At 67.1% G+C, this 26528-nt stretch carries 21 protein-coding genes and 1 pseudogene; 10 read left to right on the forward strand and 12 right to left on the reverse strand.

Translation table 11 applies throughout. The annotated features are described in order from the left end of the window. Positions 1-203: 203 nt before the first annotated feature. Entirely contained in the window at positions 204-647 is a 444-nt protein-coding gene (locus EKG36_RS13570; RefSeq protein ID WP_126484978.1) for a DNA polymerase III subunit chi, read from the forward strand. Positions 648-775: 128 nt separating this feature from the next. Beyond that, positions 776-3625, forward strand: a complete 2850-nt coding sequence (locus EKG36_RS13575; protein WP_126484980.1) for a valine--tRNA ligase — start codon at positions 776-778, stop codon at positions 3623-3625. An 83-nt stretch (positions 3626-3708) separates the two neighbouring features. Here the strand turns inward: EKG36_RS13575 and EKG36_RS13580 are convergent, their stop codons facing one another. Further along, a complete protein-coding gene (locus EKG36_RS13580; protein ID WP_126484982.1) occupies positions 3709-4152 on the reverse strand; it encodes an META domain-containing protein in 444 nt (147 codons plus the stop codon). A gap of 107 nt (positions 4153-4259) precedes the next feature. On the opposite strand from EKG36_RS13580, the gene EKG36_RS13585 reads away from it, so the two are divergent. Continuing rightward, entirely contained in the window at positions 4260-4664 is a 405-nt protein-coding gene (locus EKG36_RS13585) for a DoxX family protein (protein WP_126484984.1), read from the forward strand. A gap of 221 nt (positions 4665-4885) precedes the next feature. Here the strand turns inward: EKG36_RS13585 and EKG36_RS13590 are convergent, their stop codons facing one another. After that, complete coding sequence (locus EKG36_RS13590; protein ID WP_126484986.1) at positions 4886-5326, reverse strand: VOC family protein; 441 nt, start codon at positions 5324-5326, stop codon at positions 4886-4888. Positions 5327-5416: 90 nt separating this feature from the next. Here EKG36_RS13590 and EKG36_RS13595 point away from each other — a divergent pair, with 90 nt between their 5' ends. Together EKG36_RS13595 and EKG36_RS13600 are read left to right on the forward strand one after the other, a co-directional pair. After that, the gene (locus tag EKG36_RS13595) at positions 5417-5983 is read left to right on the forward strand and encodes a DNA-3-methyladenine glycosylase I (RefSeq protein ID WP_126484988.1); all 567 of its coding nucleotides are present in this window, start codon (positions 5417-5419) and stop codon (positions 5981-5983) included. A 24-nt stretch (positions 5984-6007) separates the two neighbouring features. Continuing rightward, on the forward strand, positions 6008-7072 hold the full coding sequence (locus EKG36_RS13600) for a metal-dependent hydrolase (protein WP_126484990.1): 1065 nt from the start codon (positions 6008-6010) through the stop codon (positions 7070-7072). A gap of 70 nt (positions 7073-7142) precedes the next feature. Here EKG36_RS13600 and EKG36_RS13605 read toward each other — a convergent pair whose 3' ends face one another. From EKG36_RS13605 to metE, 3 genes are all read right to left on the reverse strand, one after another. Next, entirely contained in the window at positions 7143-7745 is a 603-nt protein-coding gene (locus EKG36_RS13605; RefSeq protein ID WP_126484992.1) for an FMN-dependent NADH-azoreductase, read from the reverse strand. A 103-nt stretch (positions 7746-7848) separates the two neighbouring features. Then, positions 7849-8610, reverse strand: a complete 762-nt coding sequence (locus tag EKG36_RS13610; RefSeq protein ID WP_126484994.1) for a COG3650 family protein — start codon at positions 8608-8610, stop codon at positions 7849-7851. Positions 8611-8758: 148 nt separating this feature from the next. Further along, positions 8759-11065: a 5-methyltetrahydropteroyltriglutamate--homocysteine S-methyltransferase gene (gene metE, locus EKG36_RS13615; RefSeq protein ID WP_126484996.1), complete on the reverse strand. Its 2307-nt coding sequence runs from the start codon at positions 11063-11065 to the stop codon at positions 8759-8761. 103 nt (positions 11066-11168) lie between these two features. Between metE and EKG36_RS13620 the strand changes: the two genes are divergently transcribed. Next, complete coding sequence (locus tag EKG36_RS13620; RefSeq protein ID WP_126484998.1) at positions 11169-12083, forward strand: LysR family transcriptional regulator; 915 nt, start codon at positions 11169-11171, stop codon at positions 12081-12083. 7 nt (positions 12084-12090) lie between these two features. On the opposite strand, the gene EKG36_RS13625 is transcribed toward EKG36_RS13620, so the two are convergent. Both EKG36_RS13625 and EKG36_RS13630 read right to left on the reverse strand, forming a co-directional pair. Beyond that, positions 12091-13725, reverse strand: a complete 1635-nt coding sequence (locus EKG36_RS13625) for an ATP-binding protein (protein ID WP_126485000.1) — start codon at positions 13723-13725, stop codon at positions 12091-12093. Continuing rightward, the gene (locus EKG36_RS13630) at positions 13725-14438 is read right to left on the reverse strand and encodes a winged helix-turn-helix domain-containing protein (protein WP_126485002.1); all 714 of its coding nucleotides are present in this window, start codon (positions 14436-14438) and stop codon (positions 13725-13727) included. Before EKG36_RS13630 ends, EKG36_RS13625 begins: the two co-directional genes overlap by 1 nt. A gap of 350 nt (positions 14439-14788) precedes the next feature. Between EKG36_RS13630 and EKG36_RS13635 the strand changes: the two genes are divergently transcribed. Then, the gene (locus EKG36_RS13635; RefSeq protein WP_126485004.1) at positions 14789-17698 is read left to right on the forward strand and encodes a ribonucleoside-diphosphate reductase subunit alpha; all 2910 of its coding nucleotides are present in this window, start codon (positions 14789-14791) and stop codon (positions 17696-17698) included. A gap of 125 nt (positions 17699-17823) precedes the next feature. Continuing rightward, positions 17824-19056 carry a ribonucleotide-diphosphate reductase subunit beta gene (locus EKG36_RS13640; protein ID WP_126485006.1) on the forward strand — a complete coding sequence of 411 codons (1233 nt, stop codon included), beginning with the start codon at positions 17824-17826 and terminating at the stop codon, positions 19054-19056. Between the two features lie 181 nt (positions 19057-19237). Here the strand turns inward: EKG36_RS13640 and EKG36_RS13645 are convergent, their stop codons facing one another. Then, complete coding sequence (locus EKG36_RS13645; protein WP_126485008.1) at positions 19238-20203, reverse strand: zinc-binding metallopeptidase family protein; 966 nt, start codon at positions 20201-20203, stop codon at positions 19238-19240. Positions 20204-20312: 109 nt separating this feature from the next. Continuing rightward, the gene (locus EKG36_RS13650) at positions 20313-20735 is read right to left on the reverse strand and encodes a hypothetical protein (protein ID WP_126485010.1); all 423 of its coding nucleotides are present in this window, start codon (positions 20733-20735) and stop codon (positions 20313-20315) included. An 830-nt stretch (positions 20736-21565) separates the two neighbouring features. Here EKG36_RS13650 and EKG36_RS13655 point away from each other — a divergent pair. Further along, positions 21566-22282, forward strand: coding sequence for a glutaredoxin (locus tag EKG36_RS13655; RefSeq protein WP_126485012.1), 717 nt, complete (start codon positions 21566-21568; stop codon positions 22280-22282). A gap of 276 nt (positions 22283-22558) precedes the next feature. On the opposite strand, the gene EKG36_RS13660 is transcribed toward EKG36_RS13655, so the two are convergent. From EKG36_RS13660 to EKG36_RS13670, 3 genes are all read right to left on the reverse strand, one after another. Next, positions 22559-24292, reverse strand: coding sequence for a PilZ domain-containing protein (locus EKG36_RS13660; protein ID WP_126485014.1), 1734 nt, complete (start codon positions 24290-24292; stop codon positions 22559-22561). 137 nt (positions 24293-24429) lie between these two features. Next, complete coding sequence (locus tag EKG36_RS13665) at positions 24430-25089, reverse strand: rhomboid family intramembrane serine protease (protein ID WP_126485016.1); 660 nt, start codon at positions 25087-25089, stop codon at positions 24430-24432. Positions 25090-25211: 122 nt separating this feature from the next. Continuing rightward, positions 25212-25712, reverse strand: a complete 501-nt coding sequence (locus EKG36_RS13670) for an Lrp/AsnC ligand binding domain-containing protein (RefSeq protein WP_126485018.1) — start codon at positions 25710-25712, stop codon at positions 25212-25214. A gap of 341 nt (positions 25713-26053) precedes the next feature. Here EKG36_RS13670 and EKG36_RS13675 point away from each other — a divergent pair. Then, positions 26054-26528 (forward strand): annotated as a pseudogene (locus EKG36_RS13675) (Na+/H+ antiporter NhaC); the annotation flags it as partial.

The raw sequence follows: 26528 nt of genomic DNA on the forward strand, positions 1-26528 counted from the left end.
GAGGCGGCATACCAAGCGCCTTCCCGGAAGGCGCTTCCCGCCGAACGGGTTGGCCAAGGATGGCCAACCCAGGCCCTGCCAGCGATGCAGGATGCAATGGCGCCGCAGGGCAAAGGTAGCGCCCAGGGACGGGGGCACAGCGCCCTCGCGCAGGCTTGCCGCCGGCAAGGCCCACATCGTTGACTGGACCGCCTCGAGGGCTCATGACCCGTATCGACTTCTATATCCTCCCCGACACCACCCTGGCGGCGCGCCTCGGCTTCGCCTGCCGGCTGGCCGAGACCATCGTGGGCAAGGGCTACCGGCTGCACCTCCACGCCGAGGACGAGGCCATGGCCCGGGATCTCGACGAGCGGCTGTGGACCTTCCGCCCCGATGCCTACCTGCCCCACGCCCTGCTGGGCAGCGACCAGGCCGAGTCGGTGCCGGTGACCATCGGCTGGGAGGAACCCCCGCCCGGCGACGCCGGCGTCCAGGCGATGCTCAACCTGCATCCGGCGATTCCCGAGTGGTTCTCCCGCTTCGAGCGCGTCGCCGAGATCATCAACCAGCACCAGGACGTGCTTACCGCCAAGCGCGAGTGCTGGCAGACCTACAAGAAACGCGGTTACCCGGTCACCCCGCACCACCTGCGCGGCGAGGGCTGAGCCGTCTCGCCCATGACGCCGGCCTGCCCGGCAGGCTATAATCGGGCCCATTTTTCGCGCCCCGCACCGACGAGCCCACCCGGCTCGCCGGCCGTGTCGTCGCCACCTCCTGAATACCCGGAAGCCCCATGGACAAGACCTACCAACCCGAGCAGATCGAATCCCGCTGGTACGAGCGCTGGGAAGCCGACAACCGCTTCGCTCCCTCCGGCCAGGGCGAGCCGTTCTCCATCATGATCCCGCCGCCCAACGTCACCGGCAGCCTGCACATGGGCCATGCCTTCCAGGACACCATCATGGACACCCTGACGCGCTGGCGGCGCATGCAGGGCCGCAACACCCTGTGGCAGGTGGGCACCGACCATGCCGGCATCGCCACCCAGATGCTGGTGGAGCGCAAGGTCGCAGCCGAGGAAGGCAAGAGCCGCCACGACCTGGGCCGCGAGGCCTTCATCGACAAGGTCTGGGAGTGGAAGCACGAGTCCGGCGGCCATATCACCCGCCAGCTGCGCCGCATGGGGGCCAGCGTGGACTGGAGCCGCGAGCGCTTCACCATGGACGACGGCTTCTACCAGGCGGTGCAGGAAGTCTTCGTGCGCCTCTATGAAGAGGACCTGATCTATCGCGGCAAGCGCCTGGTCAACTGGGACCCGACCCTGCACACCGCCATCTCCGACCTGGAGGTGGAAAACCGCGACCAGCAGGGCCAGTTCTGGCACTTCCGCTACCCGCTGGCCGACGGCGCGACCACCGAGGCCGGCCGCGACCACCTGGTCGTGGCCACCACCCGCCCCGAGACCCTGCTCGGCGACAGCGCCGTGGCGGTCAACCCCGAGGACCCGCGCTACGCCTCCCTGGTGGGCAAGTTCGTTACGCTGCCGCTGGTCGGGCGCCGGATCCCCATCGTCGCCGACGAGCACGCCGACATGGACAAGGGCTCCGGCTGCGTGAAGATCACCCCGGCCCACGACTTCAACGACTACGAGGTCGGCAAGCGCCAGGGCCTGCCGCTGATCAACGTCTTCTCCCGGGACGCCGCCATCCTCGAGGCGGCCGAGGCGTTCGATCTCCAGGGCCGCCCGCTGGACGACGTCGACCCGAGCCTGCCGGCCGCCTACGCGGGCCTCGGCCGCTTCGAGGCCCGCGAGCGCATCGTCGCCGACATGGAGGCCGCGGGCCTGCTCGAGCAGGTGGAGACGGTCAGCAACACCCTGCCCTACGGCGACCGCTCCGGCGATGTCATCGAGCCGCTGCTTACCGACCAGTGGTTCGTCGCCGTCGAGGAGCTGGCCAAGCCGGCCATCGCCGCGGTGGAGAACGGCGACATCGAGTTTGTGCCCAGGAACTACGAGAACATGTACTTCGCCTGGATGCGCGAACTGCAGGACTGGTGCATCTCGCGCCAGCTGTGGTGGGGCCATCGCATCCCCGCCTGGTACGACGCGAGCGGCAACGTCTATGTCGCCCGCACTGCCGAGGAGGCCCGCGCCAAGCACGGCCTGAGCGATGACATCGTCCTGACCCAGGACGAGGACGTGCTGGACACCTGGTTCAGCTCCGGGCTGTGGACCTTCGGCACCCTGGGCTGGCCCGAGCAGACCGAGGCGCTGAAGACCTTCCACCCCTCCAGCGTGCTGGTCACCGGCTTCGACATCATCTTCTTCTGGGTCGCGCGGATGATCATGCTGACCCTGAAGTTCACCGGCGAGGTGCCCTTCAAGCAGGTCTACGTGCACGGCCTGGTGCGTGACGGCCAGGGCCACAAGATGTCCAAGTCCAAGGGCAACGTGCTCGACCCCATCGACCTGATCGACGGCATCGACCTGGACAGCCTGGTCGAGAAGCGCACCGGCAACATGATGCAGCCGCAGAAGGCCAAGGCCATTGCCAAGGCCACCCGCGGCGAGTTCCCCGAGGGCATCGAGCCCCACGGCACCGACGCCCTGCGCTACACCTTCCTGTCCCAGGCCACCACCGGCCGCGACATCAAGTTCGACATGGGCCGCCTGGACGGCTACCGCAACTTCTGCAACAAGCTGTGGAACGCCTCCCGCTACGTGCTGATGAATGCCGAGGGGCAGGACTGCGGCGCCGAGGGCGGCGAGGTGGAGCTGTCGCTGGCCGACCGCTGGATCGTCTCCCAGCTGCAGCAGACCGCGGCCCAGATCACCCGTGCCCTGGAGGAATACCGCTTCGACCATGCCTCCCAGGCGCTCTACGACTTCGTGTGGAACGAATACTGCGACTGGTACCTGGAGCTCTCCAAACCGGTGCTGTGGGACGACGCGGCCTCCGAGGCGGCCAAGCGCGGCACCCGCCGCACCCTGGTGCGGGTGCTCGAGGCGGTGCTGCGCCTGGCCCACCCGATGATGCCCTACATCACCGAGGAGATCTGGCAGCGCGTGGCCCCCCTGGCCGGCCCCCTCTCGCAGACCGGGGGCGACTCCATCATGGTCCAGCCCTGGCCGGTGGCCGACGAGGGCCGGGTGGACGAGGACGCCACCCGCGACATCGAGTGGCTCAAGGGCGTGATCGTGGCGGTGCGCAACATCCGCGCCGAGATGAACATCGCCCCGGGCAAGCCCCTGGAGGTCCTGCTGACCAAGGGCAGCGAGGCCGACCGCGCGCGCCTCGCGGCCAACCGCCTGTTCCTGTCCAAGCTGGCCAAGCTCGAGCGCATCGACTGGCTCGCGGATCCCGACCAGGCACCGCTCGCCGCCACCCAGCTGGTGGGCGACATGGAGGTGCTGGTGCCCATGGCCGGGCTGATCGACAAGGACGCCGAACTCGCGCGCCTGGCCAAGGAGATCGACAAGCAGGACAAGCTGATCGGCGGCATCGAGAAGAAGCTCGGCAACGAGAGCTTCGTGGCCAAGGCCCCCGAGGCGGTGGTGCAGAAGGAGCGCGACAAGCTGGCCGACTTCGCCGCCACCCGCAAGGTGCTGGTGGAGCAACGCGACAAGATCGCCGCCCTGTAAACCAGCCGTTTCCTACACATCCCATGTAACGCGAACGGCCCGCCTGGTAGGCGGGCCGTTCGCATGTCAGGACCTGTCCAGGGTCAATTGGCGCGACGGAAGCCGCCCAGCACCCGCTGGTCCGGGCCGAAGAACACCAGCCGGTCGTGGTCGATCAGGTAGCGGTAGGCGGTATCGAGCATGGCGGTCACCTGACCGGCTTCGGCCATATGGGGGCAGGCCATGCGGGTCGTGGCCAGCTGGCCGAACTCGATGCGGTTGTTAGGGCCCAGCTCGACATTGCCGGTAAAGCGGTTGCAGCCGTCATGGCCGCTGACTCGGCCGTCCGACGCGACCTCGAACCAGGGCGTGGCCGGCAAGTCGAGACGGTCGCTGGTGCCTACCAGCAGCAGGTTCCAGCGCGGCCCCACCACCGGGCCGGAGAGGCTGTCGGCGGGGCCGGTCACCGGGGCCGGCCCGCCGGCACAGCCGACCAGCAGCAGGGCGAGCAGGGTCAACGACAGGAGAAGGCGGAACGACGGGCGCATGGGATCTTCCTTGAGCGGGGATGGGGGAGGTCATCGCGCCCCAAGCTTGCCCCAAGCCGGCCTTTCGGACAATGCTGGAGCTACCGACATCGACAAGGACGCCTCTCATGCTCAAAGCCCTTCACAACGATGCCCTCGGCAAGCTGATCCTGCGCCTCGCCGTGGGCGGCCTGATGCTCTTCCACGGCGTGGCCAAGCTGCTCAACCCGGGCAGCCTCGACTGGATCGGCGGGCTGCTCCAGGGGTACGGCCTGCCCTCCTTTCTGGCCTACGGGGTGCTGGTCGGCGAGGTGCTCGCGCCGGTCATGGCCATCGTCGGCTGGCAGACCCGCATCGCCGGGCTGCTGATGGCCGGTAACATGCTGGTGGCCTTCCTGCTGGTGCATACCGGCGAGGTCTTCATGCTCAACGACAACGGCGGCTGGCAGCTGGAACTGCAGGGCATGTTCTTCCTCTCGGCCCTGGCGCTGGTCTTCCTGGGCAGCGGCCGCATGGCCGTGCGCCCCAACTGATCCCGCCCATGGCTGACGCCGCCGACGGGGAACCGTCGGCGGCGCTGGTCAGTCCCTCCCCCAGGTGTCGTGCGACAACGCCGGCGAGCGAAGGCAAGACCAGGCGAAAGCTGGCGAGAGGGCGGACCGGGCTCGCGTGCGAGTGTACAAGCCATAAATGCGTTCCTCGAGCCCGCTTTCAACGCCGTATTGCCGAACGCAGTCCGTTGTCGCGCGACACTTTACCAGGTGCCGGTATTCTCCATGGAAGCCCAGGGCTCCCTCGGCGGCTGCGGCTCGCCGGCCTGGAGCAGCTCGATGGAAATGCCGTCGGGACTCTTCACGAAGGCCATATGGCCATCCCGGGGCGGGCGATTGATGGCCACCCCGTTCGCCTGGAGGTGCTCGCAGAGCGCGTAGATATCGTCCACGCGGTAGGCCAGATGGCCGAAGTTGCGCCCGCCGCTGTAGGTCTCGGGATCCCAGTTCCAGGTCAGCTCGACCATCGGCGCGCGGTCTTCCCGGGCACGCGCCTCGTCGGCGGGCGCGGCGAGGAAGACCAGGGTGAAGCGCCCCTTCTCGCTGTCCTTGCGACTGATCTCCTTGAGCCCCAGCAGGTCGCAGTAGAAGTGCAGCGCGGCATCCAGGTCGCTGACCCGGACCATGGTGTGCAGGTATTGCATGACGTTCTCCTTGTTCACAGGGGGGACGAACCGGGGCATCCTGACAAGTCTCCACCGACCTGCCAATCCCGCGACGACGAGCGACAGCCGATGAGCCACTACTGTGACCTGGCCCCCGACCATCCGTTTCATGGCCCCTACCATGACCAGGAATACGGTTTCCCGGTGGCCGACGACGACACCCTCTTCGAGCGGCTGATCCTGGAAATCAACCAGGCGGGGCTGTCATGGCTGACGGTGCTGAAGAAGCGCGAGGCCTTCCACGCGGCCTTCGCCGGTTTCGCCGTCGCGCGCGTGGCAGCCTTCGATGACGACGACCGGGCCCGACTGCTCGGCGATGCCGGCATCATCCGCAACCGGCTCAAGGTCGACGCCGCCATCCACAACGCCAGGGTGGTCCGGGCGCTGCAGGCCGAGTACGGCAGCTTCCGGGCCTGGCTCGACCGCCACCACCCCCGTGCCCACGCCGACTGGGTCAAGCTGTTCCGGCGCACCTTTCGCTTCACCGGCCCCGAAATCGTCGGCGAGTTCCTGATGAGCACCGGCTACCTGCCCGGCGCCCATCGCAACGACTGCCCCGTGCAGGCCCGCATCCTCGCCGCCGGGCCCGCCTGGGCGAGTCCGGAGGGGAACCCGGCCGAGCGGCCGCTGAGCTAACCGGCAGACGACGGCGAGGACACCATGGACTCGATGACACAGGCCGCCCTGGGGGCGGCGATCGGCGGCACCGTGCTCGGTGGCCGCCTGGGGCGCAAGGCCGTGCTGCTCGGTGCGGCTTTGGGCACCCTGCCCGATCTTGACGTGGTGATCGACTACGGCGACGCCGTGGCCAACGTCACCCGACACCGCGGCTTCAGTCATTCGCTGCTCGTGCTGGCCGGGCTCGCCGCGGCACTGACGCTGCTCGCGGCGCGCTTCGCCCCGGCCCGGGACATCGGCCCGGGCCGATGGGGAGCCTTCTTCGGCCTCTGCCTGATGACCCATCCGCTGCTGGACGCCCTGACCACCTATGGCACCCAGCTATGGTGGCCGCTGGAGGCGCCCCCCGTCGCCCGGCCGCTGGTGTTCATCATCGACCCGCTCTACTCGCTGCCGCTGCTGGTGGGCATCGCCGTGGCCCTGGCCACCGGCCGCCGCCGCGGGCCGGCCTGGGGCCTGGCCCTGTCCTGCGCCTACCTGGTCTTCGCCCTGGGTGCCAAGACCCTGGTCGAATCGCGCCTCGCCCCGGCATTGGCCGAGCGGGGGCTAGAGGAGGCACCTCGGCTGGTGCAGCCCACGCCCTTCAACACCCTGCTGTGGCGGGCCACCGTGGTGGAGGGCGATCACTACCACGAGGCCCTGATCGGGGTGTTCGACGGCGACCGTCGCCCCGTGCTGGAGACCTATGCCCGGGGTGCCGACCTGGAGCGGGTGGCCCTGGACGCCCCGTCCGGACGGCGCCTCGACTGGTTCGCCGGCCCCTTCCTGCGCTACGAGGTCGAGAGGCATGACGGCCGGGAAACCCTGGTGGCCACCGACCTGCGGCTGGGCTTCCCGGGCTTTCATCCCTTCCGCTACGGCCTCGCCCATCGCCAGGACCACGCCTGGCTGCCCCTCGCGCGCACCGTCCAGCTGCCGACGCCGCCGGGCGACAGCCGGGCCGCCCTGTCCCGCCTGGCCGCGCGTATCCTGTCCCCGGAGCCGATGCTCTGCACCAGCCACTTCGTGCCCGGGCACTGGCTCGTCAGCGCCCCGGGCCAGTGCTGAGGATCAGGCGCCCCATACGCCGAGGGGGTGGCACGATGGCCACCCCCTCGGCGCTGCCGCAGCCGGCGAGTCAGGCCAGGCGTTCGATCAGGTCGTCGATGGCCTGGCGCGCTTCCGCGAGAGCGGCGTCCCGCCGGGACTCGCCCATGGCGAGTCCCTCGGCGAACACCACGTCGACCTCGCGGATGCCCATCAGGCCGAGCATGCTCTTGAGGTGCGGGGTCTGGCTGTCGAGCTCGCTGCCGGCGTACTGGCCGCCACGAGCCGCCAGGATCACCGCCCGCTTGCCCTCGACCAGCCCCTGCGGGCCATTCTCGGTGTAACGGAAGGTCTTGCCGGCACGCATCACGCGGTCGAACCAGGCCTTCATCTGGGAGGGGATGCCCAGGTTGTAGAGCGGCACCGCCAGCACCAGGACGTCGTGGCCCAGCAGCTCCTCGATCAAGCCATCGGAGCGGGCCGCCAGCTCGCGCTGACCGGCCGAGCGCTCCTCGGCCGGCACCTGCCAGCTGGCGAGTTCCGGCTGGGTCAGGTGCGGCAGGTCGTCGGCCACCAGATCGCGAGTGGTCACCTCGAGGCCGTCCACACCGGCGGCCTGGGCCTGGAAGTGCTCGGCCAGGCTCAGGGAGTTGCCGGCGAGAATGGAAGAGGTCAGAACGAGGGCGCGGGTCATGGCGATCTCCTTACCGGGTTAGCGAAGGAATGATCGTCATTATATGTTCGCTTTTATCGTTGATAAGCGCAAAATTCTGCGCATTTCTTTCGATTAAAACGAATCAAGGTGCGATCCCCTGGCCACAGCCGCGATAGACCTCGTCGTTCAGGGTCAGTGTCACCCGCGCCGGCCAGGGCTGGCCGCTCATGTCGTCGAAGCAGGCCTTGGCCTCGATGCGCAGGGTGAACGGCCGCGCCGCCTGGCCACTGGCCAGGATCACCCGTCCGGCGCCGTTGTCCAGAGTGGTCACCCGATACGGCAGGCTCACCTGGCGATTGCCGTAGTCCAGGGACATGTCGATCTCGGGCACGTCGTTGGCCAGCTGGACGTGCCAGCCCGGCTCGTTGCCCCGGCCGTGGAACATCACCCCGGGATGCCCGTCCCGGGTGAGGGTGTCCATGGCGATGTCCTGCTGGCAGTCGAGTCGTCCCCGGGAGCTCTCCACCACCGCCTCGTCGCCCTTCAGCCAGACGCCAAGATCGCCCTGCTGATAGCGCTGGCCGCTGGCCACCACCGCCGGATCGAGGCGCACCGCCCCGTGGGTGGACCACAGGCGCATCTCCTCCTCACCCACGGCGGTGATCAGGCCCTGGGCCGGGGTGCAGCGCCAGCCGACCAGCCGGTCCGCCTCGCCGGGGAACAGCAACGAGGGCAGCAGCGGTGCCTTGGGACCGACCTCGTCCTCGGCGCGATCGTCGGTCGCCACCTCCGGCGGCTCGGGAGCGGACTCGGGCGCCGGCGCGTTCACGTAGGTGACACAGCCGGACAGCCCCAGCGCCATCAGCATCGGCAGGGCAATCAGCAGAGACGGGACACGCGGCATGGCGATGACTCCTTGTACGATGAGGTTCCTCGGCGCAACCGGCCCCTGTCGGCGATCCCCGACGGGGGCCGGTTGCGCCCGCCACAGAATAACAGCCGCCGGACGGTTTCGCTCCGCCCGGCGGCTGCCGTCATCGTGATGCCGACGTTCAGCCGTGGTGACGTCGCAGGACCCGGGCGGCCTCGACCATGTTGGCCAGCGCCGGCTCCACCTCCGCCCAGCCGCGGGTCTTGAGGCCACAGTCCGGGTTGACCCAGAGCCGTTCCACGGCGATGCGCTCGGCGGCCTTGTCCATCAGCGCCACCATCCAGTCGACCTCGGGAATGTTGGGCGAATGGATATCGTAGACGCCGGGCCCGATCTCGTTGGGGTAGTCGAAGTCACGGAAGGCATCGAGCAGCTCCATGTCGGAGCGGGACGTCTCGATGGTGATGACATCCGCGTCCAGGGCGGCGATGGCGGCGATGATGTCGTTGAACTCCGAATAGCACATATGGGTGTGGATCTGGGTGGCGTCGTCGGCCACCGCGGCGCTGAGCCGGAAGCAGTCCACCGCCCACTCCAGGTAGCCCTGCCACTCGGCGCTGCGCAGCGGCAGCCCCTCGCGCAGCGCCGGCTCGTCGATCTGGATGGCGCTGATCCCCGCCGCCTCCAGGTCGGCCACCTCGTCGCGCAGTGCCAGGGCGATCTGCCGGCAGGTGGTGGCCCGGGGCTGGTCGTCACGCACGAAGGACCACTGCAGGATGGTCACCGGCCCGGTGAGCATGCCCTTCATCGGCCTCTCGGTGAGCGACTGCGCGTAGCGGCTCCAGCGCACCGTCATCGGCGCCGGACGGGCCACGTCGCCGAACAGGATCGGCGGCTTGACGCAGCGCGAGCCATAGCTCTGCACCCAGCCGAAGCGGGTGAAGGCGAAGCCGTCGAGTTGTTCGCCGAAGTACTCGACCATGTCGTTGCGCTCGGCCTCGCCGTGCACCAGCATGTCGAGCCCCAGGGCTTCCTGGCGGGCCACCGCCTCGGCGATCTCGGCCTCCATGCGCGCCTCGTAGTCGGCCGGCGACAACTCGCCGGCCTTGTGGGCGCGACGCGCCTGGCGGATCTCCGCGGTCTGCGGGAAGGAACCGATGGTGGTGGTGGGAAACAGCGGCAGGTCGAGGCGCCGGTGCTGGACACGAGCGCGTTCGGCATAGGGGCTCGCCCGCTCGCTGTCGGCGGCGCCCACCGCGGCCAGCCGCCCGGCCACGGCCGGGCGATGGATGCGCGGCGAGGCGCGCCGGGCGGCCAGCGCCACGCCGGCCTCGGCCAGCCGGGCCTCGTCCTCGGCGGTCAGGCGGGCGTCCAGGGCCCGGGCCAGCAGCACCGTCTCGTCGAGCTTCTGGCGGGCAAAGGCCAGCCAGCCCTTGAGCTCGGCGTCCAGCTCCGTCTCGGCGGCCAGGTCCACCGGGACATGCAGCAGCGAGCAGCTCGGCGCCAGCCACAGCCGCTCGCCCAGGCGGGCCGCCAGCGGCGCCAGGTGGCCGCGCAGCGCGGCCAGGTCGGCCCGCCAGACATTGCGCCCGTCGATCACGCCCAACGACAGCACCTTGTGGGGCAGCAGCCGGTCGACCACGGCTTCGACCTGCTCGGGCGCACGCACCGCGTCCAGGTGCAGGCCGTCCACGGGCAGGCCCACGGCCAGCGACAGGTTATCGCCCAGGCCACCGAAATAGGTGGCCAGCAACAGCTTGACCGGCGCCGCCTGCAGGCGATGGTAGGCCCGCTCGTAGGCCTGCTTCCAGGCCATGGGCAGGTCCTGCACCAGGGCCGGCTCGTCGAGCTGCACCCAGGCCACGCCCTGCTCGGCCAGCCGCGTGAGCACCTGCCCATAGACCTCCAGCACCTCGTCGAGCAGGCTCAGGCGGTCCAAGGCCTCGGCCGACTCGCCCCGGGCCTTGCCCAGCCACAGCCAGGTCAGGGGACCGGTCAGCACCACCTTGACCGCATGGCCACAGGCCCTGGCCTCATCGACCTCGTCGAAGAGCCGCGAGTCGGCCAGGCGGAAGCGCTGGCCTGGATGCAGCTCGGGGACCAGGTAGTGGTAGTTGGTATCGAAGTACTTGGTCATCTCGCAGGCCGCGGCAGGCTCGCCGCTGGGCGCACGGCCACGTGCCATGCGAAAGGCGGTGTCCAGGTCCACTTGGCCGCGGGCCAGTTCGTCGCCGGCAGCGAAGCGCTCGGGCACCGCCCCGAGCAGCGTGGAGACATTGAGTACCTGATCATAGAAGGCGAAGTCGCCCACCGTGACGAGGTCCAGGCCGGCCTCGCGCTGTGCCGCCCAGTGACGACGGCGCAGCTCGCGGCCCTCGGCTTCCAGGGCCGCACGCTCGCTCTCGCCCTTCCAGTAGGCCTCGGTGGCCTTCTTCAGCTCGCGGTCGGCGCCGATGCGCGGATACCCGAGTACATGAGCCAATGTCATGATGAAACCTTTTCTTCATGAATGATGGTGCACAGTCTCGCTAGCCACCACTCCTGAATCAAACTAAACTTACTAATCTTCAACATGAACAAAGCTCAGGATAATGCTCGAACTCCGCCATCTTCGCACCCTGGTCGCCCTGCGCGATGCCGGCTCCCTGGTGGAAGCCGCCGAACGGGTGCACCTGACCCAATCCGCCCTCTCTCACCAGATCAAGGACCTGGAGGAGCGGCTGGGCAGCCCGCTATTCCTGCGCAAGACTCGTCCGGTGGAGTTCACCCGGGCCGGCCTGCGCCTGCTGACGCTGGCCGAGCAGATACTGCCTCAGGTGCGCATGGCCGAGCGCGACCTGGCACGGCTGGCCGGCAACGAGCAGGGCCGGCTGCACATGGCCATCGAATGCCACAGCTGCTTCCAGTGGCTGATGCCCACCGTGGATCACTTCCGCGATCACTGGCCGGAGGTGGAGATCGACATCCCCGGCGGCCACCACTTCGAGCCGCTGCCCGCCCTGGCCCGGGAACAGCTCGATCTGGTGATCACCGCCGACCCCCAGCCATTGCCCGGGGTACACTATGAGCCGCTGTTCCGCTACGAGGGGCTGCTCGCCGTGGCTCGCCAGCATCCCCTGGCCGGTCGTCCCTTCGTGGTTCCCGAGGATCTGGCCGAGGAGACCCTGATCACCTACCCGGTGGAGCACACGCGACTGGATGTCTTCACCCAGTTTCTCGACCCGGCCGGGGTCACGCCCCGAGAGGTGCGCACCGCCGAGCTGACCATCATGATGATGCAGCTGGTGGCCAGCGGACGCGGCGTCTGCGCCCTGCCCAACTGGGCGCTCACCGAGTACCTCGAGCGGGACTACGTGAAGGCCGTGCCGCTGGGCGAGCAGGGGGTGTGGAGCACGCTGTTCGCGGCGATCCGCGAGGAGACCCGTGATGCCCCCTGGATGGAGGACTTCCTGCGCACCGCCCGGGAGACTTCCTTTGCAGTGCTGGAGGGGATCAAGCCGGCCTGACCCGGCCTCAGGCGTCCGGGTGGGGATCGCGCTGCGGCAGCAGCAGTGTGAAGCGGGCGCCGCCCAGCGACGGGCTGGCATCCACCATGACACTGCCGCCATGCCAGGCCATGACCTTCTGCACGATGGACAGCCCCAGGCCATAGCCGCCGGAGCGCCGGGCGCGGCTGTCGTCGAGGCGAGCGAAGGGCTTGAAGATCTCGCTGCGCGCCGCCGCCGGCACGCCGGGGCCGTCGTCCTCCACGTCGATCCGCACCAGTCGCGGCTCACCGTGGATTCGGATCATCACCCGGGACTGGGCATGCCGGCAGGCGTTGGCCACCAGGTTCTGCAGGGCCCGCTGCAGGTAGCGGGGTTCCACCGCGGCCTCCACCTCCTCCCCCGGGGCCAGGCTGATGGCCAGCTGGCCATGCAGCGGGCGCAGCGCCTCGATGACCCGCTCCGCCATCAGCCGGCATTCCACCGGCGTGGTCTTCAGCTCGGCCCCGTTGGCCGCCTCGCTGCCCAGGCGCGCATAGGTGAGGATCTCGTCGACCAGGTCGTCCAGTTCGGCGATGTCGGTATCCACCCCCTGCAGCTGGCGACGCACCGCCGGGTCGTCGGTCATGTCCTCGACCATCTGCACCGCGAAGCGGATGCGCGCCACCGGGGTGCGCAGCTCGTGGGAGACGGCCCGGATCATGTCCTGCTGGGCACGCAGCAGCGACTGTACCTGGGCCGCCATGCCGTTGAGGGCCATCCCCAGGCGCCCCACGAAGTCGCTGCCCTCGACCTTGACCCGGGTATCGAGTCGCCCCGCGGCGATCCGCGTGGCGGCGAGCTCGAGCCGTGCCATGCGCGCCTCCACGCTGCGCACGATCAGGTAGATGATCACCGCCAGCACGCCGAGCAGCATCATCAGCAGCAGCAGCAGCAGCGAGGCGGGTAATGGCTCGAAGGCATACAGCGGCCCGACCTCCACCCACTGCGTGTCGCCGTCCTCGTCCGACAGGCGCAGGTACAGCGACATGGCCCAGCGCTGGGGCTGCAGGCGCACCACCACCTCGGTATCCCCCAGCTCGTCGAGCTGGCTGGGCGCAAGGCCCTCGGGCGGCATGTCGGAGAGTCGCAGCATGATCGCCGAGCTCTGCAGCATCGCGAGCTTGTCGCGGCGCTGGGCCGGCTCGGTGGCCAGCAGCCAGTCGCCGAGCAGCCGGGCCAGCCCCACCAGTTGGTGCTCGGTCAGGCTGGCCAGCTCGACCCGCAGCAGGCGAGGCTCGCCAGGTAACTTGCGCTGCAGCCGCCAGCCCTGGGCCTCCGTCCGGTGCGCCAGGGTATGGCCGGCGTCCAGGCGCGCGCCGGCGAAGTAGCCGACGGGCAAGTCGCGCAGGTCGTGGAGGGTCATGGAGATCTCGAGCCGCTCGCTCAGGCGCACCAGCCAGGCCCCGCGCTCCTCGCGGGGCAGGACCGACAACTGGGCGGTGAACAGCGTCATCGGCGCGTCGGCCAGCTGCTCCTGGTAGTGCTGGCGGCGCACCTTGTCGACCACGGTGATGGCCAGCAGCGCCAGGGCGAAGATCATCACCAGCGCCAGCGCCATGAGGACATAGACCCGCAGAAAGGTGCTGTCGGCCAGGGCCCTTGGCAGGAGGCGGGAAGCCATCAGATGTCCTTGACGAACAGATAGCCCTTGCTGCGCACCGTCTTGATCCGCTGCGGCTGGTTGGGATCGTCACCGATCTTGGGACGGATGCGCGAGACACGGACGTCGATGGAGCGATCCTGGCCGTCGTACTTGATGCCCCGCAGCTGGGAGAAGATCTCCTCGCGGGTCAGCACCCGACCGGCATTGCAGGCCAGCAGCCACAGCAGATCGAACTCGGCGCTGGTCAGGTCGATGCGCTCACCGGCCAGGAAGGCCTCGCGGGTCGAGTTGTCGATCTCCAGGTCGCCGAACGTCAGGCGCGGCTCATCGCTCACGGCACTCGGCTCGCGGCGGCGCAACAGGGCACGCATGCGCGCCAGCAGCACTCGCGGCTGGACCGGCTTGGGCACATAGTCGTCGGCACCCATCTCGAGGCCCAGCACCTGGTCCATGTCGTCGGTGCGGGCGGTGAGCATCAGGATCGGCCCGGCGTAGTCCGACCGTACCCGGCGACAGATCGACAGGCCGTCCTCGCCGGGCAACATCAGGTCCAGGATCACCAGGTCCGGCTGCAGGGTGAGGATCCGCTCGACGCCGTTGGCACCGTCGGCCTCCAGAGTCACCCGGAAGCCATTGGCCTCCAGGTAGTCGCGGGTCAGGTCGGCCAGCCGCTCATCGTCCTCGATGATCAGCACATGATCCTGCTCGTGGGGGTCAACGCTGTCGTCCATTCTTCTCTGCCTACCTCGACGGGCCGATGTTCAGGGACGCCGGCACTTTGCGACCGGCTTCGGCTAAAGGATACCCGACAAACCCCCGCTTCGCTCACCCATCCCCTCCGCGTCACGCCGTGAAAGGCCCAACCATGCGGGCTGGCAGGGAGGCCAAAACCACCCCCGGGAAGGACACAGCTCATCCACAAGTTATCCACTTGATGAGCGAGCCAAAGCACACTATCTTGTGCTCGACCTCGGCGAGGACACCACATCCTGTGCCATAGCAACCACTCTCACAGCTGTCAACCGTCGCCGTCCGGCGGCCTTCGACCACCCGACACATCAAGGTAGGGAACCCCGGCGCCATGGATACCACCGCTACTCCGGACCGTCCGTCCGTCTCCGTTACCGCACCGCAGACCCTGCGTGTCATCAAGCGCACCGGCGATGTGGTGCCCTTCGATGCCGGCAAGATCGCCGTGGCCCTGAGCAAGGCCTTCATCGCCGTGGAGGGCGACAACGCCGCCACCTCCTCGCGTGTGCGTGACTTCGTGCAGCGCGCCTCCGAGAGCATCGCCCAGGCCTTCCTGCGGCGCATGCCCGACGGCGGTACGGTGCACATCGAGGACATTCAGGACCAGGTCGAACTGGCGCTGATGCGCGCCGGCGAGCAGAAGGTGGCCCGCGCCTACGTGCTCTACCGCGAGGAACACGCCCGCGCCCGTGCCGAGGCCGGCGGCGACATCGAGAAGCCGCACCCGACGCTCAACGTCACCGCGGTGGACGGCAGCACCCGCCCGCTGGACCTGGGCCGGGTCGAGACTCTGGTCTTCGACGCCTGCGAGGGCCTGGCCAACGTCGAGCCGGGCAAGATCGTCGACGACTCCCTGAAGAACCTCTACGACGGGGTAACCGTCGACGGCGTCTCCCAGGCGCTGATGATGACCGCGCGCACCCTGGTGGAGAAGGACCCCAACTACACCTACGTCACTGCCCGGCTGCTGCAGGATAACCTGCGCCGCGAGGCGCTGTCCTTCCTGGAAATCGCCGAGGAGGCGACCTACCAGGAGATGGCCGAGTTCTACAAGCCGGCCTTCCAGGCCTACATCGCCCGGGGCATCGAGTTCGATCAACTCGACCCGCGGCTGGCCGAATTCGACCTCGAGCGCCTGGGCGACGCCCTGGATCACACCCGTGACGCCCAGTTCACCTACCTGGGCCTGCAGACCCTCTACGACCGCTACTTCATCCACCGCGACGAGGTGCGCTACGAGCTGCCCCAGGTGATGTTCATGCGCGTGGCCATGGGCCTGGCGCTCAACGAGGACGACCGCGAGGCGCGGGCCATCGAGTTCTATGAGCTGCTCTCCAGCTTCGACTACATGGCCTCCACGCCGACCCTGTTCAACTCGGGTACGGTACGCAGCCAGCTGTCCTCCTGCTACCTCACCACCGTCCCGGACGACCTGGACAGCATCTACAGCGCCATCCGCGACAACGCCCTGCTCTCCAAGTGGGCCGGGGGCCTCGGCAACGACTGGACCCCGGTGCGCGCGCTGGGCTCCTACATCAAGGGCACCAACGGCAAGTCCCAGGGCGTGGTCCCCTTCCTCAAGGTGGTCAACGACACCGCCGTGGCGGTCAACCAGGGCGGCAAGCGCAAGGGCGCGGTCTGCGCCTACCTCGAGAGCTGGCACCTCGACATCGAGGAGTTCCTCGAGCTGCGCAAGAACACCGGTGACGACCGCCGCCGCACCCACGACATGAACACCGCCAACTGGGTGCCGGACCTGTTCATGAAGCGGGTCTTCGACGACCAGGACTGGACCCTGTTCTCGCCGGCCACCTGCCCGGACCTGCATGACCTGTACGGCGCGGCCTTCGAGAAGCGCTACCAGGAATACGAGGAGATGACCCGCAACGGCCAGCTCAAGCTGTTTAAGCGCGTCAAGGCCAAGGACCTGTGGCGCAAGATGCTCTCGATGCTGTTCGAGACCGGCCACCCCTGGATCACCTTCAAGGACCCGTGCAACCTGCGCAGCCCGCAGCAGCACGCCGGCGTGGTCCACAGCTCCAACCTCTGCACCGAGATCACCCTGAACACCTCGCCCGACGAGATCGCGGTGTGCAACCTGGGCTCCATCAACCTGGCCCAGCACGTCACCGACGGTGCCTTCGACGGCGACAAGCTGAAGAAGACCGTACGTACCGCCGTGCGCATGCTCGACAACGTCATCGACATCAACTACTACGCGGTGCCCCAGGCGGAGCGCTCCAACTTCAAGCACCGCCCAGTGGGGCTGGGCATCATGGGCTTCCAGGATGCCCTCTATGCCCAGGACATCGCCTACGCCTCCGAGGACGCCGTGACCTTCGCCGACCGTTCCATGGAGCTGGTCAGCTATCACGCCATCGAGGCCTCCTCCGACCTGGCCGCCGAGCGCGGACGCTACGAGAGCTTCGAGGGCTCGCTGTGGGATCAGGGCGTCCTGCCCATCGACTCCATCGAGAAGCTGAAGCAGGAGCGCGGCGAGAAGTACATCGAGGTCGACACCTCCGCGACCCAGGACTGGGACCGCATCCGCGACAAGGTCGCCGAGCAGGGCATGCGCAACTCCAACGTCATGGCCATCGCCCCGACCGCGACCATCTCCAACATCTGTGGTGTCTCGCAGTCCATCGAGCCGACCTACCAGAACCTGTTCGTCAAGTCGAACCTGTCGGGCGAGTTCACCGTGGTCAATGCCTACATGGTCAACGACCTCAAGGCACGCGGCCTGTGGGACGAGGTGATGATCAACGACCTCAAGTACTACGACGGCTCCGTGCAGCCCATCGACCGTGTCCCGGCCGACCTCAAGGCCAAGTATGCCACCGCCTTCGAGATGGAACCCAAGTGGCTGGTGGAGGCCGCGGCGCGTCGCCAGAAGTGGATCGACCAGGCGCAGTCGCTGAACCTCTACATCAAGGGCGTCTCCGGCAAGAAGCTGGACGTGACCTATCGCATGGCCTGGTTCCGCGGCCTGAAGACGACCTACTACCTGCGTGCCCTGGGCGCCACCTCGGTGGAGAAGTCCACCGTGGACCGCGGCAACCTCAACGCTGTCAGCAACGCCGCCCCCGATGCGGCGCCGGCCCCGACCCCGTCGGCCGCCCCGGAGCCGAAGCCGGAGCCCAAGGGCATCGACGACTTCCTGCAGGGCCAGGGCGGCAGCGGCTCACGTCCACCGTCCGCGGGTGACATCGACGAGCTGGGCTGCGAGGCCTGCCAGTAACGACCACGAAGGAAGGGGGAAGGCGGCGCTGCGCGCCGATGAAGAGGCAAGGCTCACGCCCCCCCTCTTCCGCCCGAAGGGCGCTTCCTTCTTATCTCTTCCACCTCCGAGGAACGAGGAAGAACATGATCGATTGGAACGAGTTCCACGAAGACGATACCGCGGTCGCCGAGAAGCCGGCCGAGGCCACGCCGGCCCCGGCGCCGCAGCCCGCGCCCGAGACCGTCAAGGAGAGCGCCGGCGCCTACCAGGTGGCGGAGCAGGACCGCCTGGCCCGTGCCAAGCAGTCCCTCGAGGAGCTCGACGTGGCCGCCGGCCTCGAAGAGCTCGAAGTGGGGGCGGCGCGCATCGACGTCGACGACAAGCGCATGATCAACGCCCGCGCCGACCTCAACCAGCTGGTGCCCTTCAAGTACGAGTGGGCCTGGCAGAAGTACCTGGACGGCAGCGCCAACCACTGGATGCCCCAGGAAGTGAACATGAACGCCGACATCGCGCTGTGGAAGAGCGCCGACGGCCTCACCGAGGACGAGCGCCGCATCGTCGAGCGCAGCCTGGGCTACTTCTCCACCGCCGACTCGCTGGTCGCCAACAACCTGGTGCTGGCGGTCTACCGTCTGATCACCAACCCCGAGTGCCGCCAGTACCTGCTGCGCCAGGCCTTCGAGGAGGCGATCCACACCCACGCCTACCAGTACTGCGTGGAGTCGCTGGGCATGGACGAGGGCGAGGTCTTCAACATGTACCGCGAGGTGCCCTCGGTCTCGGCCAAGTCCGCCTGGAGCCTCAAGCACACCCAGTCGCTGGCCCGCCCGGACTTCCATACCGGCACCCCGGAAACCGACCAGGAACTGCTGCGCAACCTGATCGCCTTCTACTGCGTGACCGAAGGGATCTTCTTCTACTGCGGCTTCAGCCAGATCCTGTCCATGGGCCGGCGCAACAAGATGACCGGCGTCGCCGAGCAGTTCCAGTACATCCTGCGCGACGAGTCGATGCACCTGAACTTCGGCGTCGACATGATCAACCAGATCAAGATCGAGAACCCGCACCTGTGGACGCCCGAGTTCCAGGACGAGGTCACCCAGATGATCCTCGAGGGCACCGAGCTCGAGATCGCCTACGCGCGGGACACCATGCCCCGCGGCGTGCTGGGCATGAACGCGGCGATCATGGAGGAGTACCTGCACTTCATCTGCAACCGCCGCCTGGCGCAGATCGGCCTCAAGGAGCAGTTCCCCGGCGCCGAGAACCCCTTCCCGTGGATGAGCGAGATCATCGACCTGCGCAAGGAGAAGAACTTCTTCGAGACCCGCGTCACCGAGTACCAGGTGGGTGGCGCACTGAGCTGGGATTGAGCGTAACGGCGCGACTCATCCGATGGCCGATACCTCTCGGGGTTTCGGCCATTTTCGTAGGAATCCGAGAGCTGTCCGGTTTGCTGTCATGAATACACGCCTAAGTGCGCAGCATCCGACTCATCCGAGCCCCTGCCCCTAGCCTCGCACTCCCCCTGGCCCACAAGGGCCATGCGTCGCGTCAACGCCCCTGGGCCCCCCGGCGCAGCCAATCATGCACAAAGGCGAGCTTACGGCGCGCTGCGTCCGACAGCACGAAGGGATAGAGGTCGGACAGCCCCATGGAGCGGTTGACGTGATTGACCCCTACCGTGAGGGAGGCCGCGACATGGATCAGGCGCCCGGGATCCGGTTCCGAATAAGGGTCCCAGCCCGGGCTCGGCAACTCTGGTGAGGAGAGTCCCGCCGCGACGAAGCTGTCGGTAATATCGGTCAGGTGAAGCAGATGTGCAGCGGTCTCGGCCCAGTCCTCATGCGGATGCGCAGAGGCGTAGGTGGTCAGAAAGCGTAGCTTCCAGTCGGGCGGTGGGCCGTCCTGGTAGTGGCGCTGGAGCGCGGCGGGGTAATCCGCGCGCTCGTCGCCGAACATGGCACGGAAGGCGTCGAGGAAGTCGTCGCGCAGGCTGAGCCGCCACCACAGCATATGCGCGATCTCGTGGCGCATATGGCCGATCATGGTGCGGTAGGGCTCCTGCAGCGCCTCGCGGCGGGTCGCGCGCAGGACCGGCTCCGCCTCGGCCACGCTGATGGTCACCACGCCCTGGGCATGGCCCATGGGCACGGGTGTCGGGCCTTCGGCGAGCATGTGGAAGACGGGGCGCGTGCCCGGATCCTCCGGCCGGAACCAGTGCCAGCGGCCGAGATTGTCGAGCACCCAGCGCTTGGCGGCCTCGGCCTGTGCCCAGTTGGGGATGGCGTTCGGGATGGAGGGATCCGGGGCCAACGCCGTCATGGCGCAGGACCGACAGAAGGCGCCCTGTTCAGGCGCGATCCAGTTGCAGCCGATGACCTCCCGGTTGACGCAGAAAGGGGGCATGGGCAGGAAGGCCCGCGCCTGCGGGTCGTAAGCAACGGGGCTGCCGTCGGCGGTGGCGAGGTTGTCGAACCAGAGCGAACCGGAACCGACGGGGTTGGAGAAGACGCGCATGCAGGAGGGACTCCGAAAGAGCTAGCAGGGCCCAACGATCGTGAGGTGATGCAGGGTACAGGAACTCCCTCTCGATCATCGGGATGTCCAGAAGGGCCAACAACGGGGCCTACAACTGGTTGCCTTCCTGGAACTCCAGCAGTTCGAAGGTCATGTCGCCATCGGCGTTGTATTTTTTCACCGTATCATCCGCTTTCAACAGTGTGAGGCAGCGCAAACGCCCTTGATCGTTGGTCATCGAGAGGCAAACGCGGTCATCATCGGTGATACCGTAATAGCCGGTATCGGACCAGTCGCCATCGATCATTTTTCCGGACAGGACGTTATCCTCGCTATAGTGAAACAGGAAGCGCTTGTCTCCTGATTTGGCGGTCACCGTCTTGCCGACGATCAGTTCGGCGATTTCATCGGAGGTGAGCTGTGTCGCCCCGGCTTGCATGGCGGCCTCTTGTTCCGATGATGACGCTGTGCCGGCTGTTGCCACAAGGATGGAAACCAACAGTGTCCCCATCCAGGCCCACGCAGTCGCCATGATCTTTTCCTCCTTGGTTGCAAGGCTTGAGCAAGAGCGCCAGAGGCTGTACGGATAACGCGGCCGCTCTTCGTTTACGGCGGAAGGCTCTCCTCAAGCTCGATCCGTCACACCAAACGCCTGGCCCGCTCGGCAGCACTCTCCTTGCCTTGTTCTTTGCACATCTCCCAAGCTGGCCGGCCTACCACTGGGCGATTTCACTAGCAATTGCCAGCAGGCCGCCATCCCTCACCTCCTTGCGGTCGCCCCCATCCTTGACGAAAGACATTGTCGTGACTTGTAGCTGTTTCTCACTCTAGTTCAGACGGAGAGGTTGCGCTTGATCCCCCCATGCACGCCCCCTGCTCGCCCATCGCGAGCTGAAGGCCCGGGCGACCAACCGCGGCTGGCACGTGCGTCCGGCACCGGAGCAGGCCTCCAGGGAAGAGCGCTACCGCCCGCCGGTGCGCTTTACCCGCCAGCCGTCTGCCGCCGACTCCTCCTCCAACTAGCCGGGGGCCGTTCTGACGCTCCGAGAGGGTCGACAAGACCACGGTGGGCCAATGCCTGCCGTGGCCATCGCACCCGATGAAGCACGATGGATCTTGCCTCGACTACCGGGTAGCGGCAAAGGGCCGCCATCCTGTCACGCCAAGGGGCTTGGCCCTTGGGTGGCACATAGGTTCTAGGCTGGAAACAACGGGGTGGCCATGACCACTCCCGCAGGGAGCCTATGACCGTCGGAATCAGCATGCCCTGAGCTCCCTCTTGTTACCGCAAGGAGGTGGATGTCCATGAGTACCATCACGTCAACGCCGTCCTCACAGCCCGACACCGCGCGCGTGTACCGTATGAACACGGCCGAGCATCTCTGCCCGTTCGGCCTGAAGACAGTGGATCTGCTCAAGCGCAAGGGGTTCAAGGTAGACGATCACACCCTCGACTCCCGTGAGGCCATCGAGGGGTTCAAGCAAGAGGCCGGTGTCGATACCACCCCCCAGGTCTATATCGGCGAACAGCGCGTGGGGGGCTATGAGGAGGTCCGCGAGTACCTGGGGATGAGCGTGCCCGGTGAAAAGGACACCACCTATCAGCCGGTCCTCGCCATCTTCGCGACCTCCCTGCTGATCGGTCTGGCGGTGAGCTGGACGGCCAGTGATACCCTCGTGTCCTTGCGCATGCTGGAGTATGCGATCGCCACCGCCATGACCCTGCTGGGGCTCCAGAAACTGCAGGACATCGAAAGCTTCAGCACCATGTTTCTCAACTATGACCTGCTCGCCCAGCGCCATGTCCCCTATGGCTATGTCTATCCCTTCGCCGAGACTCTGGCCGGTATCCTGATGCTGGCAGGAGCCTTGATTTGGCTCGCCGCCCCCCTGGCGCTGTTCATCGGCACGGTGGGCGCCATATCGGTCTTCAAGGCCGTCTATATCGACAAGCGCGAGCTGAAGTGTGCCTGCGTGGGCGGCAACAGCAACGTCCCTCTGGGGTTCGTGTCCTTGACCGAAAACCTGATCATGCTGGCCATGGGGATCTGGATGCCGTTGAAACCGCTTATCCTCTGAGGATCGACGGCCACCTTGCGACCATCCCCGAGGACAGCCGCGACGTGCCCGGGTGCGCTTGGCGATAATCGCCGCCCGCCGGCCGAAGCGGGTCATCGCCGGGGTCAGCGCCAGGGGCAGCCTCCTGTTCAGCGACGAGGAGCCTGACGGGGCGACCACTCTGCGGCGGATGGCGGCCCGAACCGCTGGGCGGCCTCGGCGGAACGCCGAGGCCAGGGCCATCGTTGCCATGCCCGAGGCTGGACCCGGCGCGGGACGGCGAACACCGGCCCGGCCTCAGTGCTGGATCGGCGGGATGGCGTAGTCCGCTGGATTCACCACGCCTTCGAGCTTGCCGATCTGCATGAAGTCGCCGCTCGTCAACACACTGTCGATGTTGGTATCTCGGAACGCCAGGTTTTTTATCACGTTCACCTGGCAGGGCATGCCCTTGGCGTCCACGTCCATGATCCAGGCCAGGAAGCCCCCCGAGAACTTGGCCAGACTACCGATCGGATAGAGACCGTAATGCTGGATGTATTCGACCAGCACGGTCTTGTCGTAGGCCTCGGGGCGGTCGTTCACCCAGCGGTAGGCATCCAGGGGGGCCCGCGGCGCGACACCGTTGCACTCATGGGTCAACTTGTTGATCACCTTGATCACTGAGACGAGGCACACCAGCTCCGACAACTCGTCACCGCGCTTGCCGGCCGGGTAACCGCTGCCGTCGAGACGCTCGTTGGCGTTCTCGAGCACATCGCGGCAGGTGGGGCCGGGTTCCCAGCCCAGCGCATCCAGCTGCCTCAGCAGGGTGGTGACATGCCCCTTGAGGATCTCCTTCTGGTGGGGCTTCATGTGCGGCTTGAGGGACGGCAGTGCCTCACTGATCAACAAGGGCTTGCCCAGGGTATGCAGCAACGTGCCCGCCACCGCCTCACGCACCTGGGGCGCATGCGGATCACGCAGCAACAGCAGATCGGCCAACTGGCCGGCCACCTGGACGGCATGCCGCACCCAGCCCGGCTCATCGCGGAGGAAGGCCAGGGCATACAGGAACGCCTTTCGGTCCTGGCCCAGCATATAGAGCAGGGCATCGGCACCATCGTAGAGCATCTCCTCCGGAAAGCGGCGATGGTTCTTCATGAACATCAGGCCCTGCTGTGCTTGATGGGCGATCTCCAGCACGCCCCCCAGCATGGGCGACCGACGGGCCCGCTTCCGGCGCACCTGATCCTCGCGCTGCACTAGCTTATTCTCCTTGGCCCCCGGGATGAACAGGGACGAATGCCCGGCCACCTTGTCGTTGATGCCACACAGATAGATGGCCTCCCTTTCCGCCTCGGCCACGAAATGGAACAACCGCTCGGATTGAGCTCGTTCCAGGTTCATGAACTGGATTCCCACGACGGCCCGGCCATGCTTGCCAAAGGGCCGCAGGTGGGCGATGCGTCCCTCGGCATGGAAGCTCTCGTCATTGGGGAATACCAGGGTAACGCCCGGGACCGCCTGACCGGCTGCCAGGGCGACACTGTCCGCCATCTCGATGTCCACCATGCAGCCGCCCCTCGACAGGTTGCGCAGCAGGCCCGATACACTCGGTTCGTGGCGAAATATCTCCAGGCCGACACGGACCTGCATGCCGAGGATGAAGGGGATACGGATGTCCCCGCGGCTCTCCTTCTTGAACACGGTCGCCGGGAGCTGGCAGTCAAGGAGGTAGGTGCCGCTGTCGATCTTCAGCATTCGGGTGGTCACCTGGTGGATGCTGTAGACCTCGTGGCCGGCGGCCTCGCCAGGCCGCCGGGACTCGATATCGAGGGTCAGGGTCCCGTCCACCTGGACACGCTCGATCTCCCTGCCGCCGGCGTTGACCTCCAGGGCCAGGCGCCCCGCCTCGGGATCGACCTCGGCGACCTCAGCGGCAAGGGGGCCGGGCAGCTCCCTCGAGAACAGCGACAGCTCATGCTCTTGCTTGAGCAAGGAATTCAGGACCTGCGCCAAGGGGGTGCTCGGACGGGAAGCGCTTGCCATGACCTGAGCGTCCTCTGCAAGGGGAGCTGACGTTTGCCTTGCCCGGCTCCGCGGTGAACGGCAAGGCATTATATGATTTATCCAGAATATTACATATCAGGCACTCCTGCTCCAGCGGCTGTCCCGGCAGGCAGCGATCACCTCCGGGCGGGTGGTCGCTGCCGCCCGGCCAGCATCAGGACCAGCCCCGCCAGCATCCCCGCCAGGTGAGCGAAGTGAGCCACGCCCTGACGGGTGCCGACGATGCCCGACCACAGCTCGACCAGGCCGATGACGATCACGAAGTACTTGGCCTTCATGGGAATGGGCGGGATCAACAGCAGGATGTACTGGTTCGGATAGCGCATGCCGAAGGCCAGCAACAGCGCATAGACGCCGCCGGAGGCCCCCACCGTAGGGGCGAAGTCCCCCGTCGATACCACCACCAGCTGCACGGCGCCCGCCGCCATCACGCACAGGAAGTAGTAGATGGCGAAGCGCTGGCTGCCCCAGTCACGCTCCAGGGGACTGCCGAACATCCACAGCACGAACATGTTGATGAACAGGTGAAAGGGGCTGCCGTGAAGGAAGGCGTAGCTCAACAGCTGCCAGAGGTGGAACTCGCCCAGCGGCATGTCCGGAGGCAGGGCCAGGTCCGCCGGCACCGCGCCCAATGGCCAGAGCGCCAGGCGCGGGAAGATCCATCCCGGCACGGCCATCTCGGCCAGGAAACTCACGCCATTCACGACCAGCAGCAGGCCTACCACGGACAGGCCGCCACGCCCACCCCGTTCGGGCCCCTCGTGCTCCTGTCGCATGCATTTCCTCCCGGTGAGCCGCTCGCCTTCAAGGTGGCGGCCCCGAAGCACCGGCGCAACCCTCAGGGGGACGCCCCGGCAGCGACGCTCGTGTCGTCCCCGGCCGCCCGGATTGCTGCAGATCACTCCGCCCGGGCAGGCGTATCGACGGGGACCGGTACCGTCACCTCGTCCTTCACCAGCTCCATCACGATGTAGGAGTGTGTCTGCTGCACGTTCGGCAACCGGCCGATCTGCTGGCCCAGCACAGCGCGGTACTCGGTGATGTCGTGGGTTCTCACCTTCAGCAGGTAATCGAAATTCCCCGCCACCATGTAGCAGGCCTGCACCTCGGGAATCAGGCGTACCGCCCGATTGAACTGCTCGAGAGCATCCTCGCTGGTCTTGTCCAGGGTCACCTGCACCACCATCACATGCCCCGCGCCCAACTGGTCAGGGTCCAGGTCGGCCCGGTAGCCCCGGATGATGCCGGCCTGCTCGAGCCGCCGGACGCGCTGGGCGCAGGGTGTCTTGGTGAGATTCACCCGAGTGGCCAGCTCCACGATGGGCAGGCGCCCATGTTCCTGAAGTTGCTGGAGAATGCGCCGATCGATGCGATCCAGGCGCCCATCCTTGCTAGCCATGTTGCCTATCTGAGCCTCACCTGAAGGACAAAGGTAAAGATGTGAAGGAGATTTTAGAGCCAATGCCTAGCCATCGTGGCTAACAATCAGCCTAGAAGGCTGACATCGGCAGCGCCAGGCGGTACCAGTGAGGCACGGCGTCCTGCCCCGCCGGCCAGGGCAGCCTTCCGGCCGGGTACGGCCCCAGAGGAGACAGTGGCAAGCCCACAGACGATCACGACCGCACTCCCCCACGCCGGTTACCGGCACCAGGCAACGAAGGAGGACCGCCAACCAGCGACTCACGGCGTCACCACCAACAACAAGCCACAAAGCGCACTTTCACACCGAAGGACACTTCCATGAACGACACAACAACACCCATACGCTATCAAAAGCCCGGCCTGGCACTGGCCCTTACCCCCGTCGTGCTGACCCTGCTGGTGCTCGGCATCCAGCTGTTCTATTTCGGCGACTTCACCCCGCATATCCCCCTGGCCATCGGCATGGCCATCACCGGCCTGGTGGGCATCAGGCTGGGCTTCAAGTGGAAGCATATCGAGGAAGGGATCTTCCACGTCATCCATGTCTCCCTGCCCTCCGTGTCCGTGCTGATCTGCGTGGGCATGATCATCGGCGTGTGGATCGCCAGCGGCACCGTGCCGACCCTGATCTACTATGGCCTGACGCTGCTCTCGCCGACCATCTTCCTGGCCGCGGCCATGCTGCTCTGCTCGGTGGTCTCGGTCTCGCTCGGCACCTCCTGGGGCACCGTGGGCACCGTGGGCCTGGCGCTGATGGGCATCGGCGCGGGCTTCGAGATCCCCATGTACTGGA

The sequence above is a fragment of the Halomonas nitroreducens genome, assembly GCF_003966155.1.
In the GTDB taxonomy this organism is placed as follows: Bacteria; Pseudomonadota; Gammaproteobacteria; order Pseudomonadales; family Halomonadaceae; genus Halomonas; species Halomonas nitroreducens.